This window comes from Burkholderia sp. BCC1993, from assembly GCF_905339865.1.
Taxonomy (GTDB): domain Bacteria; phylum Pseudomonadota; class Gammaproteobacteria; order Burkholderiales; family Burkholderiaceae; genus Burkholderia.
This window is the reverse complement of sequence record NZ_CAJPGZ010000015.1, coordinates 198,185-215,365: the sequence shown is the minus strand read 5'-3', so window position 1 is coordinate 215,365 and position 17,181 is coordinate 198,185. Positions and strand designations below refer to the sequence as shown.

Sequence of the window (17,181 nt, the reverse complement as noted above, 5' to 3'; positions counted from 1 at the left end):
GCGAAGCGCAGGCGCATCGTGATGATGCGTTGTGGACAAGATCACGTTCTTGATGAACAAAAAATAAATATAGGAACAGCAAGGAATATTGCGGCGCGACTGGGAACGAGATGCGTTCTGTTGGCGAGCGTCGGCGCTTGAATCGCCGTGACGGCTGACCTACAGTGAAGCCAACAATCTGATCCGGTCAACGTGCGTAGCACGACCGAGTACGCGTTAGCGGCCCCGATGCATCGATGTCAGTGTAAGGGTGTGCCGTAGTGCACATGAGAAGGCCTGCGATTGGTTCGCAATCGCAGGCTTTTTGTTTGCTGGTTGGGTTTCAAGATTCCCCGTTGAACCCGCGGTGGTCTTTGTGACGCCGCGGGTTCTCTTTTTCATGGACAGCCGTCGACGCTCGGAGCTCATCCGAGGAAAGACGGTCATGAAATCGCTTCTAGTGGCTTCGGCTCATGGTGGTACAGGCAGAACGACGTTCGTGTGTCAGTTCGCCCATTATCTTCGTCTGGTACGTGGACACCGGGTGTTGGTGCTTGATCTGGCCGAGCCGGCATGCAGTGCCATTTCGCTCACACGCGGCACCTGCGCGTGCATGACGAAGTGCCCGTCATCCAATGTTCGGCGCAATCGACTGTCTGACACGGCCAGACCGTGCATCGGTGTACTCGCCGCTACCGAAATCCCTGGCATTGCGTATCGGGACGATCCGGCCGGCGCGCGATGTTACGCCAACTTGCGACATTTGTTGTCCCAGATCGATCCCTTGTTCGACCTTTGCCTGATCGACAGTCCGCCGTGGCCTGATTTGCGTGCCATATGTGCGGCAGCACTCGCGGATGCGCTAATCAGTCCTGTGCTTCTGTCGCCGGACACGACGGAGCAGGTCGTCGATTTCGTCAATGGCAGTAACGGTGTGCGCAATGTACGCGCCCGACTCAATCCGTCGCTCTGTTTTATCGGCATCGTGCCCAACTGCCTCGAGCCGACGCCGCATCAGCAGACCCAGCTTAAGCGGTTCGAGGCGTCCATGGGTGCGTGGCTGGTTCCACATGATCAACGCCCCGAAAGCTTTTTACTGCTGCCCCGGTTCGACGCCATTTCGCGGGCGCAGGCGCGTGGAATATCGGTTGCAGATCAGATCCGAGGCGATTTGGCAGTTCATCGCGAATGGCAGGCCATGAGCGCGTGTTTCGATGTGATCGTTCGACGACTCGATGCCATACGCGAAGCCCCGTTGCAATCGGAATGGAGCGAGGCGTGTCATGTGTAAGTTCACGTCGATTCCGAATATACGCCGAACTGTGCGGTTCGGTTTGGTTTCGATTGCCGTCGTGCTTGGCACGTTCATGGCGTGGCCCGATGTGACGCATGCGGACGATTGGGGCTGTCAGGTGATGTTGTGTCTGTCTAATCCGGGTGGCCCGGAGCAGTACGCGGAATGTGAACCGCCAATCGAAAGATTATGGGACGCGCTGCGACACGGTGATCCGTTTCCAACTTGCGATTTCGCTACAGGTGGCGCGCGAGGCGGATCGGCGACCAACACGTTCGCCGACGCCAGCTATTGCCGAGAACCCATGTTGTACTGGGCCGGGTCGGAGCAGAGCGAACGTATGTGCCGGGCAATTGGTGCGATCAACGCCAAGGTCGACTATCAACTCGATGATCGTGTCTGGCGGCGTGTCGGAAACCAGAGACCGACGGTCACGAAATTCTATGGCGCTGGCAGCGCACCGTCGACCTATGACCTTGCAAATTCGACAGCGGATCACCTGCAGCAGGTCAATCGACTTGGTTGGAGGAATCGATGATGCCGCTCGATTTCTTGTCCATCGCGCAACGCTGTGCGCCGCAGATCGACCCGACCACGATGGCGGCGATCGTGCGGACCGAATCTGGATTCAATCCCTACGCGATTGGCGTCGTACACGGTCGGTTGCGGCGACAGCCATTGAGTGCAACCGAAGCGGTCGCGACAGCACGTGCGTTGGAGGAGACCGGCTGGAACTTCAGCGTCGGACTCGCGCAGGTGAATCGGGAGAATTGGCCGGCCTACGGCATGACCCCCGAGAACGCGTTTGAGCCGTGCCGCAACTTGGCGGCCGGTGCGGCGATCCTCCACCGTTGTTTTAGCGCGGCGGCGAAGGCCAGCGAGTTCCGTGTACTGACCGATCATCAATCTGATGTCCAAGCCGCGCTGCGCGCGGGTCTGTCCTGCTATGCGAGCGGTAATTTCTCGACCGGCTACCGGACGGGCTACGTACAGCATGTCGTCGAGAACGCCGCGACGCTGAAGTCTTCCGTACCGGAGATCGTGCCTATTCCGGTCTTACCGATCGGTTCTGTGCCGCCTATCCGTTCATCACGCTCTCGATCTTTGATTCAGCAGCCACCGCGACGGGATTACGACGGAGTGAATGCGGTGTCGCCCGCTGCGGATCCGGAGCGCGAACCGGACGCGAGTGCAGTGGTGTTCTAGCTCTTCATTTTAGGAATCAGGTGGTGATCAATCGACGCGGAGTCGGACATGTACTTAGTAATACGATGCAATAAATGCGTTATCGATGTGTGGATGGTGAGACTGCTATCCGGGCGAAGAACGGCTCGCGCAATCGCTCTGGCCGCTTCGTCCCTGATGTTCGTTGTTCCGGCATGGGCGCAACTCTCTCAGGTCAATGCGCTGCTGAACATGATCCAGACAACACTGTTGAGCGTCGGCGGCGTGATCTGTTCGATTTCCATTATCTGGGCGGGATTTCGAATGATGTTTCAGCACGCCCGGTTCGGTGATATCGCGAATGTGTTTATCGGCGGCCTGTTCGTCGGTTGCGCGACGGTCATCGCCGGCATGTTGATCCCGACGAGTTGATCCGGGCGGCGCCGAACCATGCACGCACTCAAAGATCCCGTCTTCAAAGGCTGCACCCGTCCCGCGATGCTGTGGGGGGTGCCGCTGGTTCCGTTCCTGATGATCGGCGGCGGCATGCTGATTCCGGCCATCTGGGCACTGCTGGCCAGTCCTCTGCTGGGCGTCGCGATCCTCTTTCTGATGATTCCCGTGTTCGTCGCGATGCGGTGGATCACTCGCCATGACGACCAGCGGCTCGCGCAGCACGGGCAACGCGTTCGTATGGCGCTGTGCCAGCGCAATCGCCGCTTCTGGGGCGTGCATGCCTATGTGCCGGTACGCCTGAAGAGGAGGGCGTGAGATGGAGGGAAAGATGCCGATCGTGTCCATCGCGAACCGGGAAGTACCGCTTGCCGGCTATATCCCGTACTCGACACATGTGACCGACCACATTATTAAGACGCGCGAAGGCGACTACGTGCAAATCTGGAAGATCGCCGGCATCGCCTTTGAGGCGGCCGATCCCGCCGACATCCTCGCGCGGCATGACGGGTTCAACCAGTTCGTGCGCGGACTCGCGGGCGGCCATGTGTCGCTGTGGTCGCATCGTTTGCGTCGGCGGGTGTCGGACCAGTTTTCGACCCAGTACCGCAATCGCTTTTGCGAGGAGCTGGCGACACGCTACTACGGGAGCTTTTCGGGCTACCGGATGATGGCCAACGAGTTGTATCTGACGGTGGTCTACCGGCCAAACCGCACGCGACTGGGACGTGTCTTCAGCCGTGCGGCACGCCGCACGCGCGACGATATCCGACGCGATCAGACCGACGCATTGAAGGTCATGACGGAGCTCGCCGCCCAGGTTGAATCCAGCCTCAAACCGTACGAGCCGATTGCGCTTGGCGTTTATCGCCGGCCCAGCCTCGTCGGGCGGACCTCGCGCCGCTATTCGTCGGCGCTGGAATTGCTCGGCTATCTGGTCAACGGAGTCTGGGAGCGTGAGCCTGTGCCCACCGGCTCGATTCGCGAGGCACTGCCGATTTCGCGGCTGTTTGTCGGTGCTGAGAAAGTCGAGATTCGTATGCCGACGAAAACGCGCTTCGCGGCGATGCTCGACCTCAAGGATTATCCGGAAGACACCGAACCAGGCATGCTCAATGGCTTGCTGTACGGCGACTTCGAGTATATCGAGACGCAGAGCTTTACGATCCTGGACAAACCCACCGGGAAGGAAGCGCTGGAGCGGCAGCACAATCAGCTCATCGCCGGCGAAGATGTCGCTGTGTCCCAGGTCGAAGCGATCGACCAGGCGCTCGATGAGCTGATCAACGGGAATTTCGTTCTCGGCGAGTACCACTATTCGCTGGCGGTGCTCGGTGACACGCTGGACGAAGTGTCACGAAGCATCGCCAAAGCCCGTACGCAACTGGCCGATGCCGGCTTCCAGACGGCACTGATCGATCTGGTGGCTGATGCGGCGTGGTTCGCGCAACTGCCGGCCAACTGGCGCTACCGGCCGCGCGAGGCAAAGCTCACGTCGCGCAATTTTTGTGGCCTGGCGAGTCTGCACAACTTCGCGACCGGCAAACGTGACGGTAATCCGTGGGGCGAGGCAATCACGATCGTCAAGACGCCGAGCGGCCAGCCACTCTATCTGAACTTCCACGCGACACCGGACAAGCAGGACTCGTTCGACGAGAAGGCGCTTGCCAACACCCAGATCATCGGCCGAGCCGGCGCGGGCAAGACGGTGCTCGAGCTATTCCTGCTGGCCATGGCGACCAAGTATGGCATCACAGCCGTGCTGTTTGACAAGGACCGCGGCACGGAGATCGCGATTCGTGCGATGGGTGGGACCTATACGGTATTCCGCCGCGGTGAACCAACTGGGCTGAATCCGTTCCAGATGGCGCCGGATGAACTGGCGATCGACTTTTGGGAGCGCCTTGTGCGCAAACTCGTCGACATCGGTGCGCCGCTGTCGGCGAAGGACGAACTCGACATCTCGCGTGCTGTTCGCGAGGTCGCGCGTATGGATACACCGCTGCGCCGCCTGTCGATGGTACGGCAGCTTTTGCCGAACGTCGGTGAAAACAGCTTGCACGCGCGATTGGCGAAATGGTGTGCGGGCGGGCGTCTGGGTTGGGTGTTGGACAATCCGGCCGATCGCATCGATCTGGCGCACGCGGACCTGTTTGGGTTCGACGATACCGAGCTGCTGGACGATACCGAGGTGTCGACGCCCGTCACGATGTACCTGCTGCATCGGACCGAGCACTTGATTGATGGTCGACGCTTCATTTACGTGATGACCGAATTCTGGAAGCGGCTCAGCGATCCGGTCTTTACCGATTTTGCCAAAAACAAGCAGAAGACGATCCGCAAACAAAACGGGCTTGGGATTTTCGACACTCAGTCGCCGGCCGATGTGTTGCGTAGTGACATCGCGAGTGCGCTGATCGAGCAGAGCGCGACATTCTTCTTCCTGCCGAATCCGCGTGCCGACTACGACGATTACGTGCATGGCTTCAAGCTGACCGAAGCGGAATTCAATATCGTGCGCAACCTGGGCGAGAGCAGCCGCCTGTTCCTCGTCAAGCAAGGCCATCGCTCCGCGATCGGCCGGCTCGATCTCGCCGGGCTCGGCGATGTGCTCGATGTGCTCTCTGGCACGACCGACAACGTGGAATTGCTCGACACGATCCGCGCTCAGGTCGGCGACGCACCGCACGATTGGCTACCCGTATTCCACGACGAGCTCGCGAAGCGCCGCGCGGCGCAGGTCGGAGCGCGACCGTCTTCAAAGCCAGGTCCGGGAGGTGCGTGATGAGCGGCCTCTTTACCGCCGTGGGTGGCACCCTTGAAAACGGCATGTCGAGCTACGTGACGAATGTGTCGTCGGCGCTTTCCGGGGCACTCGTGCCCGTTGCGACCACGGCCGTGACGATCTGGGTGCTGGCCTATGGTCTCGCGGTGGTACGCGGCGAGGCCCACGAGGCCGTGCCGGCATTTGCCTGGCGAGGGTTGAAAGTGGCGATCACGCTGGCGTTCGCGTTGAGCGCCGGGATCTACCAGCAGCACGTCGTCGGTGCGGTCAACGGTGCAACGGCGGGGCTGGCCCAGACAATCCAGAATGCGGCGAACACGACGGTTGGGGGTAATCCGGGATGCGGCTCGACCAATGGCAGTAGCGTAACAGGACAGGCTGCTGCGACCAGCATTTATGAGACGCTCGACTGCTACGACCAGCAGGTTGACCTCGTGATGGACGCCTACTTCAACAAGGCGACGCACGAGGGGATCAGCCCGAGCGGTCTGGCCGCCGCGATGGGGGATTTCCTCTGCGGCCTGACCGCCGCGCTCGGTGGCTCGATCTTTTTGATTGTCCTGGCCTTCGAGGTGGTGATGGCGAGGATGCTGCTCGAACTCGTGCTCGGACTGGGCCCGATCTTCATCGCGTGCGGGGCATTTGCGCCGACCGCGCGGTTTTTCGAAGCGTGGACCGCGAAGCTTGCCAATTACGCGTTGCTGCAGGTCCTTGTCGCAGCGTTCCTCGGTATGGCGCTCACGGCGTTCTCGGCCGAGCTCACCTCGCTCCATGCGACGAGCAGTTCCCCCGGTGCCGACTCGTCAGCCCTGATGCAAGCCATTTCCGCCTCCCTTGACGATGCCGCTCCGGCCGCCGCCGCGATTGGCATGTTTGCGACCGGCTTGTTCCTCGCGATGGTCGGTTGGCAGTTGCCATCTGTTGCGGCCGGCCTGTCTGGCGGCGCAACCCTATCGGGCTTTGGGGCGTTTGCGGCTGGCATGGCATCACGAAGTCTCGTCACGGCGATTGGACGGGCGTTCAGCCGTAACGGACAAGGACCGCGCTCCGGAGGTGAGATTCGCGACCGGACCGGTTCGGGTGGCGGATCGAGTGGTGGATCGGGCGGCGGCGCAGCGCCGGCTTACCAGCGCGTTGCGCGCGCGAATCTGGGCCAGCAGAGCAGTTGAAAAGGAGGTGACGACCATGAACGGACGAAACAGATGGATGCATGCCGCATGCGTGTGGGCGGCATCGTGCGTCGGTGCTCACGGGCAAGGGATCCCGGTCTATGACGCGCAGAACGTGGTGCAGGCCATTGCCACTGTCGGTCAACTCAAGCAGCAGGTGCAGCAGGAAATCCAGATCTACCAGTCGACGGTCGGTACACGCGGCTTCGGTGCGCTGCTGAGCAATCCAGTCGTCGCCAACTCGTTGCCGTCGAATTGGCAGAGCGTCTATACCGCAATCCAGAACGGTGGCTACGCGGGCCTGACCGGCAGCGCGCAGGCGTTGCGCTCGGCCAGTCAGATCTACAACTGCGAGGACCAGACGGGAATCAATCAGCAGGTATGCCAGCGCGCGCTCAACAAGCCGTACCAGGACAAGGCGTTCGGCTTGCAAGCATATCAAACCGAACTGCAGGAGCTGAACCAGATCCAGAGCTTGGCGCAACAGATCAATGCGACGCAGGATCCGAAGGGCGTGGCCGAGTTACAGGCGCGCATTCAAACGGAATCGACAGCGGTCGGCAACGAGATGACGAAGCTGCAGCTCTTCCGGATGCTGGCCGAGACCGAGGACAAGCTCGTGGCCGAACAGCGGAGCGAACTGGTATTGAGCCGGGCGGGCAAGACCAAACGGCCACAGGACCGAATGGTGCCTGTGTCATTCGGAAACTGAGGTGACGTCATGTTCAAGCTGAGCTCACTGACGTTGGCCGGTTGCCTCGCCTGGAGTCTGGCCGCTTGCAGCAGCGGGCCACCGAAACCCGTGTTGCCGGACGGTTTGCATCGCGTGCCGATCAATCGCGTGCCGCCCGTCCCGGACTGGCCAATGGCGGTGCCCACCGCTCCGAACCAGCCGGCATCGTCGGATGTTGGAGACCGATCATGAACGCGTCGCACGATTATGGCCGCGTGCTCGACATCGAAGCGTCGCTGACTGACCTCCAGGAGCGCTCTGAACGACGTGCGTGGTATGTCGCGTATGCGGCGGTCGGTGTCGCGGTGTTTTGTGCCATTGCGCTTGCGGTGATGGTGCCGTTCTATCGCGTGGTCCCCTTGCCGATCGAGGTCGATCGCCTGACGGGCGAATCCCAGGTGATCGACGTGCTCGACGCGCGCCATGTGCACACAAAGGAAATCCAGGACAAGCACTGGGTCGAGAACTATGTGCGAGCCCGCGAGCGCTACGACTGGGGACTGCTGCAGATGGACTATGACAGCGTGCTCGCGATGAGCGATGACGCCGTCGCCCGCGATTATCGCGGTATTTACAGCGGTCCGGACGCACTGGACCAGCAGTTAGGAGCGGGTATCGAACGGCGCGTCCGGATTCTTTCGATCACGCTGCCACCCGACGAACCGGGCCATGCGGTCGTGCATGTCGAGCGCACATCGTTCAAGAACGGCGAGGCTCATGCCGAGCCTGCGCAGCGCTTCGTGATCACACTGGCTTATACCTACCGACCGCCGGTGTTCACGCGCGAGAGCGTGGCGATCGCCAATCCGTTCGGCTTCAAGGTCACCGCCTATAGCCGCGATGCGGAATACACGCCGCCAGCGTCATCAGCAGGAGGCACACCATGAAAGCGCTTCCTTTGGGAGCTGTGCTGGTAACCATGTTGTTCGCAGGTGCAGTGCAGGCTGTCGATCTCCCCGGATGGAATGAAGACTCGCGTGTCCGCCAGGTGATCTATCGAGCGGATGACGTGGTGCGCGTCGAGGCCCAGCGTGGCTTCGCGACGCACATTGCGTTGGGGCCACACGAGCATATTCGGGTCGTCGCTCCCGGAGATCGGGATGGCTGGCAGGTGGTGGCGAGCAAGGGCGATCATGATGTGTACCTGAAGCCGCAGCTCGCCGCGCACGACTCGAATCTCGAAATCCGCACCGATCGGCACAGCTACAGCTTCGATCTGGTAGTGCTTCCGCTCAAGTCGAAGTTCGGCAATGGCCGTGTGATGTATCGCGTGACATTCGTCTATCTGGATGAGTTGACCAAGCAGGCACAGGGGAATTCGGATGTCGAGCTGGTCGCGAAACGTCTTGCGCAGCCAGCAGCCGTGCGTAACGCACGATATTCGATGCAGGTCATGCCGAACGCCGACGATATCGCACCGACCGCGGCATGGGACGACGGACGCTTTACCTATTTGCGCATTCCGAACAATCGACGCATGCCGGCGATTTTTCGCGTGGCAGATGACGACACGGAGAGCGTCGTCGACAAGCACATCGACGGCGACACGATCGTCGTGCACGAGGTGGCGAAGCGTTTCGTGTTGCGGCTGGCAGGAGAGGTCGTGGGAATCTGGAATGACGCTTACGACATGGACGGCGTACCGGCCCGTGACGGCACGACGGTCAACGGAGTGAAGCGCGTGCTGCGGAGCCATCGCGATGAATGACGATACACCGCGCAATGCGATCGAGCCCGACGATGCCGCTGGCTCGCAGTCTGGACACGACCAGAACGAGGGGGCATCAAGTATCTCGGCAGATCGCGGTATGCCAGAACTTGGGAAATACCGCGGTGTCCGTCCGCGTGCCTGGTGGCTCACGCCTGTCCTGATCACACTGGTCATCGGCATCGGCGCAGTCTGGACCATGCACGGTTTCCTCGCGCGGCACGATGCCGAAGCGAAGGCGCGGCGCGATGCGGTGGCGGGCACGTCTTCTCAGGGGCGCTTGTTCAAGGATCTGCCTGCGTCGTCGGGTAGCGCAGCTTTGGCTCCGGTACCAGCGAGTCCGATTGCAGCTCCTGCCGCGCCCACGTCGGGTGCGCTCACGCCTGCTCATACCGGACGCGCTGCGGCACCGCACAGCTACTACGACGCACCGCTGCTCGCGACGGGTAGTGGGCCGGGCTCGGCGGGTGCGGAGCCCGGCACGCTGGAGCCGGGTGGGGTGACGGGCGCAGCTTCCTCGGTTGCAGCCGGCGTAACGCGTGTTGCAGGGGCGCTGGCTCAAGGATCGGGGCAGGCTGGCGGCGCGCTCGCCCAGGCGCTGACGCCGAGCACTACGCCGCGTGTGCAGGCCGGGACACTCGGCAATCGGAGTCTGGTGCTCGCACAGGGCGCCAAGATCGATTGCGTGGGTGACACGGCCTTCGACTCGACCGAGGCAGGCATTTCGACCTGTACGGTGACCAAGAATGTGTATTCCGACGATGGCAGCGTCGTGCTAATCGAACGGGGTTCGCAGATCAGCAGCCAATATCGCTCGAATCTGTCCCCGGGACAGAAGCGGGTATTCGTACTGGCGGCTCGCGTCAAGACACCCCACGGAGTCACGGTCGAAATCGACTCGCCGGCGGCCGATGCGCTCGGCCGCATGGGTATTGACGGCTATGTGGATAACCACTGGCGCCAGCGCTTCGGCGCTGCGATGCTGCTCGGCTCAATTCAGGATGCGATCGGGTATCTGTCCACACGTGGCGGCAATACCAACGGTTCGGTGGTGTTCCAGAGTACGCAACAGCAGGGCAATGACATGGCCACACGCGTGCTCGACAGCACGATCAATATTCCGCCAACGCTCACCCAGAACCAGGGTATGGAGTTCACGATCGTGATCGCACGAGATCTGGACTTTGGATCGGTGTATGCCCTGCAGCCGGAGACCATGCGATGACGATGCACGGGCGCCTGCCGGATATCTCACGCGACCCTGTGCTGGTTCGGTTGCCTGATGACGCATCGGTTCGCGAGCTCATGCGACCTTTTGCCCGACTGCTCGACGATCCCGGCGTGACAGAACTAGTGATCAATCGGCCGGAGCGTGCCTTGACTGAGGACTCGCTCGGCTGGCACGGCCATGATTGCCAGGATCTTGACTTCGACCGGCTGATGTCGTTCGCCGTGGCCGTGGCCACGCTGACCCACCAGGAAATATCGTCCCAGTATCCGCTCTTGTCGGCGCTGCTGCCGAACGATGCGCGTATCCAGATTGTGGTGCCACCGGTCGTGCCACAGCGAACGGTGTCGGTCACGATCCGTCGTCCGTCCTCAGACGAAAAGACGCTCGATGCATGTCGTGATGAAGGACTGTTCGGTGAGACAGTGTGGCATCGGCCAGACAGACTTGATTCAGCATTGTCGGCATTGCGAGCCGAAGACCGCAGGCTCGTCCTGTGCCTGGAAGAGCACGACTGGTGCACCTTCTTCGATCGTGCTGTCAGGGGCCGGCTCAATATCGCTGTGGTCGGCAATACAGGGTCTGGGAAGACCAGTTTCATGAAGACTTTGTGCCGTTCGATTCCGGCAACCGAGCGGATCGTGACGATCGAGGACGTTCGCGAGTTGTTTATCCGGCACATCGAAAATTGCGTGCATTTGCAGTACAGCAAGGGCGGGCATGGACACGCTCGCGTAACGCCCGCAGATCTGATTGCGAGCGCAATGCGCATGCGCCCGGATCGTGTGTTGCTGGCTGAGTTGCGTGGCGCCGAAGCCTACGACTTCCTGAAGCTCCTGACGAGCGGGCATGCAGGTTCGATCACCAGCTATCACGCACCCAATGCAACCGTTGCGATCGAACGTTTCGCGCTGATGGCGAAGGAACATCCCGAAGCCGCCGCCTGGGACGATGCCGCACTCAAGAGGCTGCTGTTCCTGACCGTCGATGTCGTCGCGCACATGGAATCACGCCCGATATTCAATGCGGCGAGTGAACAGATCGGCAGGCGCTGGGGCATGACCGAAGTTTGGTTCGATCCGCTGCGCAAGGCGCGCACCGCGTTCGTGTAGGGGCAGCTATGGACTGTATCGCTTCCCCATTGCTTGAGCATACTCGGACGGCAGCCGTGACGGTGGCGGTGCTGGTTTGCCTGATGGGGGGAATCGCTGCGTCGCTCTGGCTCGCGTCGTTCTTCCTGTATGCCAGTCTGCGAATCAATCCGTTGCACGCAGGACTGTGGGGCTGGCTCGATGCGGCGCTGGCGTGGCGAGACGGGACGATGCCGAACGTCGGTCGCAAGTTGGCGGGGGCAGCGCTCCTAGGCGGGTTCCTGTCCGTTGGCGGTCCGGGATGTGCTTTGCATGCGCTGTGGACGGGTGCGAGTCGACGTCGTCTCTATGGCAGCTCGCGCTTTGCGAGCGAGTCGGAAATCCGCCGGGCGGGGTTGCTATGACGAGGCGCCCCCACTTGAATGTTCCATCGGCGATAGTCGTAGGCGTCTGGCGCGGTCGCTACCTGCGGTTTGCCGGACAGCAGTTCGTGCTGCTCGCGGCGCCGGCCCGCTCGGGCAAGGGTGTCGGTGTGGTGATCCCGAATTTGCTCACCTTTCCCGGTTCGGTGGTGGCGCTCGACATCAAGCAGGAAAACTATGCAGCCACGGCGGGCTTTCGCCGAGCACATGGGCAGGATGTGTACCTGTTCAACCCGTTTGCTGAGGACGGCCGGACGCATCGCTACAACCCGCTGTCGGCGATCTCCGATGGATTATTTCGGGTGGGTGACATCCTCGCGATCGGCTATGCGTTGTATCCCGCGGGCGGCCACGACGATTTCTGGAAAGACCAGGCGAGAAATCTGTTCCTTGGCATCGTGCTCCTGCTGTGCGAATGGCGCGACGCTCGCCGAGCCGGCAACGGAGCGTCGATCCCCGACTTTCCCGTCACGATGGGTGAAGTGCTACGGCAATCGTCGGGCAATGGCATGCCGGTCAAGGCCTACTTGCAACGTGCGCTGGTTCGGCACCGTGGGCTGCTTTCGGGGCAATGTATCGATGCGTTGAATCGCTTTCTGTCCAACGACGACAAGGTACTGGCGAGCGTGCTGGCGACGTTCAACGCGCCACTCACGATCTGGGCCAATCCGCTCGTCGACGCGGCGACCAGCGCGAACGATTTCGATTTGCGCGACGTGCGCCGTCGTCGCATGTCGATTTATATCGGCATTACACCCGACCATCTGTCCGAAGCGGCTTTGCTCGTCAATCTTGTGTTCTCGCAACTCGTCAACCTGAACACAAAGCAACTGCCTGAAGCCGATCCAACGCTGCAATTCCAGTGTCTTCTGCTGCTCGATGAGATGACCTCGATCGGGAAGATCCAAATCATTGCACGCGCGGTCGCTTATATGGCGGGCTACAACCTGCGCTTGCTATCGATCGTCCAGTCGATCGCGCAACTCGAATCGGTGTACGGGCGGGCTGACGCTCGTACGTTCATTACGAACCATGCGATGCAGATTATCTATGCACCGCGCGAGCAGAAGGACGCGAACGACTATTCGGAAATGCTCGGTACGTTCACCGGCCAGTCGCGCAGTGTGAGCCGCTCCAATGCGCTCTTTGGCCGGGGCGGCTCGAGCGAAAGCGTATCGGAACAGCGCCGACCGTTGCTGTTGCCGCAGGAACTGAAGGAACTGGGGCGTGACAAGGAAATCATCTTGCTCGAAAGCACCAAGCCGATCCTGGCCGACAAGATCTGCTACTGGCGCGATCCCGAGTTTGCGTCGCGCGTCCTGACTGCGCCGTCCGTGCCGGCCCTGAACATGGCCTATTTCAGCGCGGTTGTCGAGCGCCGATTGCGCGATCTGCATCCCGCTGAGATCGATCCGGACGGTGCGGGGCTCATCAGTCTGCCGCCCGAATACCTCGAAGTATTACAGGCATGGGATCCACGTGACCTGCCGCCGAACCTAAACGACATCAGTGAGGAGGACGCCGTGGCTTACGTGGAACGGCATTTCACGCTGCTGGGCGTCCCGGCCAGCAAGGTTGTCCAGGCAAGTCGTCACCTGAGCGTGGCCGATCTGGACGTGGCTGAACTCGATTTTGTTGAGTCGGCGCGGCATGCAGCCGCGAGCGGCCCGCTCAGTATGGGAGCCCGGCAATGACGACATCTGAAGTGCATGATGCAGACCGTGCGCGTGCTGCACTTGCGGTGATTCCGGCCGACGACTACGAGACATGGGTCGATATGGCGTTCGCGCTCAAGCAGGGCTTCGGCGAAGAAGGTTTTGAAATGTGGGATGCGTGGAGCCGGACGGCCGCCAACTATAACGAGCGTGCGGCTCGGACCACGTGGCGCTCGGTCAGCGCATCGGGTGGCAAGACGCTTGCCACGTTGTTCTGGCAGGCACGCCAGCATGGCTTTGACCTGAAGCGAACGCATTATCCCGACCGCGTGACAGCCATACTCGCAGCCTCGCCCGAGGTGCTGGCGCAGCGCGCAAAGCAGGAGGAGCAGCGAGAGGCGCGTCATGCAGCAGTAGCTCGCGAGGCAGCATCAATCTGGGCGTGGGCGAGACCAGTCGGTCCGGAGCATCCCTACCTTGTGCGCAAGCATCTTGATCCGACCGTCACGCTGCGTGAGCTGGATGCGCTTGAACTGCGTGCGCTGCTTGGCTATACGCCGGCCAGCGAGGAGGAACCGCTGACGGGGCGTGTGCTGATCCTGCCAGTCTGGAATGGGCCCATCTCGACACTGGAGCTGATCGACGAGCACGGGCGGAAATCGTCGCTGGCCGGCGGTGTGAAAAAGGGTGGCTACTGGATGACGGCGCCGACGCTCGTTCTCGGACACGAATCGTCGCAGATTCTGATCGCAGAGGGCATGGCGACGGCATTGTCCGCTTCGCGTGCGACGGACTGGTTCGCAGTGGCGGCGTTGTCGAGCGGGAATCTGAGGCTGGTGGCGCAGAGCCTGCGTGAAAGATTTCCCGATGCGAACCTGATCGTGCTGGGTGAACTAGGCTGCGGTGAGACGCAGGCGCGACAGGCCGCGGCGGCAGCGCAGGCGCGTGTGGTCTGGCCGAAGTTTGCTTCTGACGCGCGCATAGACGGCAACGTGCCGAACGACTTCAGTGACATGGCAGTGTTGTCGGGTTTTGATGCGGTCGGCGAATACCTGCACGCCATGGTCCGTTTCGTTGAGAAGGTACATGGTCAACCAGATATCTCCACCGTATCCGGTACGACAGTGTTTGAGGTGGACCAGCATGAGGAGGGCGAAAAGATGGGCAACGTCAAGGAAAAGCTATTAACCGACGACGAAGGGACGCCGCGTCGCCGGTCCTCGAAGCGCAGTACGCCAAAACAGGCTGCACCAGATGTGCCGGCAGCGGATGGCGCGCCCGGTTCGGCACTACCATCGGCGGATCCTTCCGCTGCTGTATCGCCGGCTGTTGACCCTCCGGTTGCCGATCCGCCGAGGTTTGCATCGTCGCGACCGCCGGTCGGTGAACCGCTGTTCGAGGTGGGCGACGTTCCGAACGAGGTCAGGGCGTTGGCTGAACACCGGTTCGGTTCGCCGCTCAGGATGGCCACGCCGCGCGAGAACGGCGGGCTCTATCGCGGCGAGGTATTTAACACGGAACACTATCTGGTGCAGGAGGTCGCGACGCGTAGTGTCGTGTTCCACCGCAAGGATCAGATGACGTTTGTGTCCGAGCGTCTGAAATGGATGGACGAACACGCGCGGCTGAACGGGGCCGAGTTACAGGTAGGTTACGACGGCGGCCAGGCGAAGGTCTATCCATGGGACCGGGCCCGCGACCTGCTCGAACGCATGGTCGGTTCGCTGAAGAAATCCGCCCGCGAGTTGAATTACAGCCCCAATCTGGAGGGGATGCTCGATCAGTTGCAGGCGAGATCCTTGGCACGCATCCGGGAGGCGCGGGCCGCCGCGCTCGAAAAGTCACGAGATCAGGAGGCGTCTCGGGAAACTGGTTCGAGACCCGACCGATAAGGCTCATCAGCATAGCGCGCACGTGCAATGCCAGTCTTGAAAATGCGAGGTAGTGACATGGCACAGAGAACTTCCGCAGATGAAGCCGATCCGTTTATCAACATGATTGAGCAGGATTTGACGGGCGATAGTGTCGGTCCGGCTGCGTTGGACGAACGTCAGGAGAGGCTGAGCCAGGCCGCTAGAGAGGCAGTATCGGCTCGACGCCGACGTGACTTTGACGCTGCACTGGCTAGATTGCGAGAGAAGGCGGTCCGCGATGATGTCACTGTCCCACAGCATGCCGAGATTCCATCACCGAACGGGATACCGGACGAGACGAATCGAGGCAGTGCGCCGCTCGACCAACCGCCTGAACGCGTACGCAAGCGCTACTTGCGCGCGGGCAACCAATATTTCCTGAAGGACGCGCCGTATCAGCTCGCATTTGAAGATCTGGGGCCGTATCTCGTTACCGAGCATAACCGGCCCGACGTAGTCGAGTCCATGATCGACATGGCGCATGCGAAGTCGTGGTGGCGCATTCGAGTGTCCGGGCACGAGGTGTTTCGTGGCGAGGCGTGGCTGCAAGGCACGCTGCTCGGCATCGACGTGAGCGGCTACGAGCCCAAAGCGGCTGATCTGGCGCGTCTGGCGGATGCACGGCAAGTGCGGTTGGACAATCGCATCGAGATGGCGGCGCACTCTGGGTCAACGCCAGTCGCGAACGCACCGGGTCGTCTAGATGATCGACCGATGGTTTCATCTGCGCCCCGCGTCGACGCAAGAATGGCCATCAACCGATCTCCTTCATTTGCACCACGCCGTCCGTCCGCTTCTGAATCGGCCATTCCCGAGGGAAACCAGAACGCTGCAAACGACGAGGTTGATGGTCCACGGCGCTACGTCGGGGAGCTGCGCGAGCATGGTGGTGCGCCTTACCAGCACAATCCGGCGCGCAGCGCCTCGTATTACGTCGTGTTTCGCGACGAGACTGGAATCGATCAGGTGGTGTGGGGCGTCGATCTCGAGCGCGCGCTGCGTGAAGCGAATGCTCAAATCGGGCAGCAGGTGATGCTCGAGAATCTCGGCAAACACCTCGTCACGGTTCGAGTGCCGATTTTGAATGACGAAGGACGGGTGATTGGCGAAGACGAGAAAGACGTTTATCGCAATACGTGGCAGGTGGAAGTCGTGCAGCGGGGGCGTGACGCTTCTGTCGCACGGCAATCAGACGACCCGCCGGGCGACGAGAAACGACCTACCGATTTACATGTTGAACCAGTCGGGGCGCCTGAGTTGCACGGCCGTCACGACGCACGCCATTCGGAAAATGAACGGGCGTTGCATCTGGCCGTGCTAACGGCAGCCATGCTCGAGCAGGGTTTCAGCCAGCGTTCCGTTGCTCGTGTGAACAAGCGCGCGGAGCGCATGTTGGTCGCGTTCCAGCGCGAGGGCATCCCGGTACCGATGCCGAAGGTGTTTGATCCGAAAGCACCATCGGACCGGAATCGTCGCAAGCATCAGATCTCCGAACACACGCCAACCCCCGAGATCGAGAGAACGCTAGGTGAACCGTCCCCGCCATCACCATCCCGCTGAGGTGGATCGTGGTCGGTCGTGAGCGTC

The 17,181-nt window shown here is 61.3% G+C and carries 15 protein-coding genes; all 15 read left to right on the top strand.

The genetic code is table 11. From position 1 onward, the window contains the following. The first annotated feature begins 424 nt into the window (after window positions 1-424). The 15 genes from U4Y91_RS25400 (at window position 425) to U4Y91_RS25330 (ending at window position 17,154) form a co-directional block, all read left to right on the top strand. A complete protein-coding gene (locus tag U4Y91_RS25400; RefSeq protein WP_321807391.1) occupies window positions 425-1,270 on the top strand; it encodes a ParA family protein in 846 nt (281 codons plus the stop codon). Next, window positions 1,263-1,811, top strand: coding sequence for a hypothetical protein (locus tag U4Y91_RS25395; RefSeq protein WP_415750493.1), 549 nt, complete (start codon window positions 1,263-1,265; stop codon window positions 1,809-1,811). Before U4Y91_RS25400 ends, U4Y91_RS25395 begins: the two co-directional genes overlap by 8 nt. Beyond that, the gene (locus U4Y91_RS25390; protein WP_321807390.1) at window positions 1,808-2,479 is read left to right on the top strand and encodes a lytic transglycosylase domain-containing protein; all 672 of its coding nucleotides are present in this window, start codon (window positions 1,808-1,810) and stop codon (window positions 2,477-2,479) included. The genes U4Y91_RS25395 and U4Y91_RS25390 overlap by 4 nt, the downstream gene beginning before the upstream one ends. 93 nt (window positions 2,480-2,572) lie before the next feature. Next, complete coding sequence (locus tag U4Y91_RS25385) at window positions 2,573-2,869, top strand: TrbC/VirB2 family protein (RefSeq protein WP_260428059.1); 297 nt, start codon at window positions 2,573-2,575, stop codon at window positions 2,867-2,869. 18 nt (window positions 2,870-2,887) lie between these two features. Beyond that, on the top strand, window positions 2,888-3,208 hold the full coding sequence (locus U4Y91_RS25380) for a VirB3 family type IV secretion system protein (RefSeq protein WP_321807389.1): 321 nt from the start codon (window positions 2,888-2,890) through the stop codon (window positions 3,206-3,208). 1 nt (window position 3,209) lies between these two features. Next, the gene (locus U4Y91_RS25375) at window positions 3,210-5,675 is read left to right on the top strand and encodes a VirB4 family type IV secretion/conjugal transfer ATPase (protein ID WP_321807388.1); all 2,466 of its coding nucleotides are present in this window, start codon (window positions 3,210-3,212) and stop codon (window positions 5,673-5,675) included. After that, window positions 5,675-6,844 (top strand): type IV secretion system protein, encoded by a 1,170-nt coding sequence (locus U4Y91_RS25370; protein WP_321807387.1) that lies wholly within the window; start codon window positions 5,675-5,677, stop codon window positions 6,842-6,844. The genes U4Y91_RS25375 and U4Y91_RS25370 overlap by 1 nt, the downstream gene beginning before the upstream one ends. Window positions 6,845-6,860: 16 nt before the next feature. Beyond that, window positions 6,861-7,556, top strand: a complete 696-nt coding sequence (virB5, locus tag U4Y91_RS25365) for a P-type DNA transfer protein VirB5 (RefSeq protein WP_321807386.1) — start codon at window positions 6,861-6,863, stop codon at window positions 7,554-7,556. A gap of 209 nt (window positions 7,557-7,765) precedes the next feature. Beyond that, the gene (locus U4Y91_RS25360; protein ID WP_107313257.1) at window positions 7,766-8,464 is read left to right on the top strand and encodes a virB8 family protein; all 699 of its coding nucleotides are present in this window, start codon (window positions 7,766-7,768) and stop codon (window positions 8,462-8,464) included. Then, window positions 8,461-9,285 (top strand): TrbG/VirB9 family P-type conjugative transfer protein, encoded by an 825-nt coding sequence (locus tag U4Y91_RS25355; RefSeq protein WP_321807385.1) that lies wholly within the window; start codon window positions 8,461-8,463, stop codon window positions 9,283-9,285. Before U4Y91_RS25360 ends, U4Y91_RS25355 begins: the two co-directional genes overlap by 4 nt. Next, entirely contained in the window at window positions 9,278-10,510 is a 1,233-nt protein-coding gene (gene virB10 / locus U4Y91_RS25350; protein WP_321807384.1) for a type IV secretion system protein VirB10, read from the top strand. The genes U4Y91_RS25355 and virB10 overlap by 8 nt, the downstream gene beginning before the upstream one ends. Continuing rightward, window positions 10,507-11,625 carry a P-type DNA transfer ATPase VirB11 gene (gene virB11 / locus U4Y91_RS25345; protein ID WP_321807383.1) on the top strand — a complete coding sequence of 373 codons (1,119 nt, stop codon included), beginning with the start codon at window positions 10,507-10,509 and terminating at the stop codon, window positions 11,623-11,625. The genes virB10 and virB11 overlap by 4 nt, the downstream gene beginning before the upstream one ends. 379 nt (window positions 11,626-12,004) lie before the next feature. Then, entirely contained in the window at window positions 12,005-13,720 is a 1,716-nt protein-coding gene (locus U4Y91_RS25340; RefSeq protein ID WP_321807382.1) for a type IV secretory system conjugative DNA transfer family protein, read from the top strand. Then, window positions 13,717-15,573 (top strand): PriCT-2 domain-containing protein, encoded by a 1,857-nt coding sequence (locus tag U4Y91_RS25335; protein ID WP_321807381.1) that lies wholly within the window; start codon window positions 13,717-13,719, stop codon window positions 15,571-15,573. Before U4Y91_RS25340 ends, U4Y91_RS25335 begins: the two co-directional genes overlap by 4 nt. Before the next feature lie 57 nt (window positions 15,574-15,630). After that, complete coding sequence (locus U4Y91_RS25330) at window positions 15,631-17,154, top strand: LPD7 domain-containing protein (protein ID WP_321807380.1); 1,524 nt, start codon at window positions 15,631-15,633, stop codon at window positions 17,152-17,154. Window positions 17,155-17,181 lie beyond the last annotated feature (27 nt).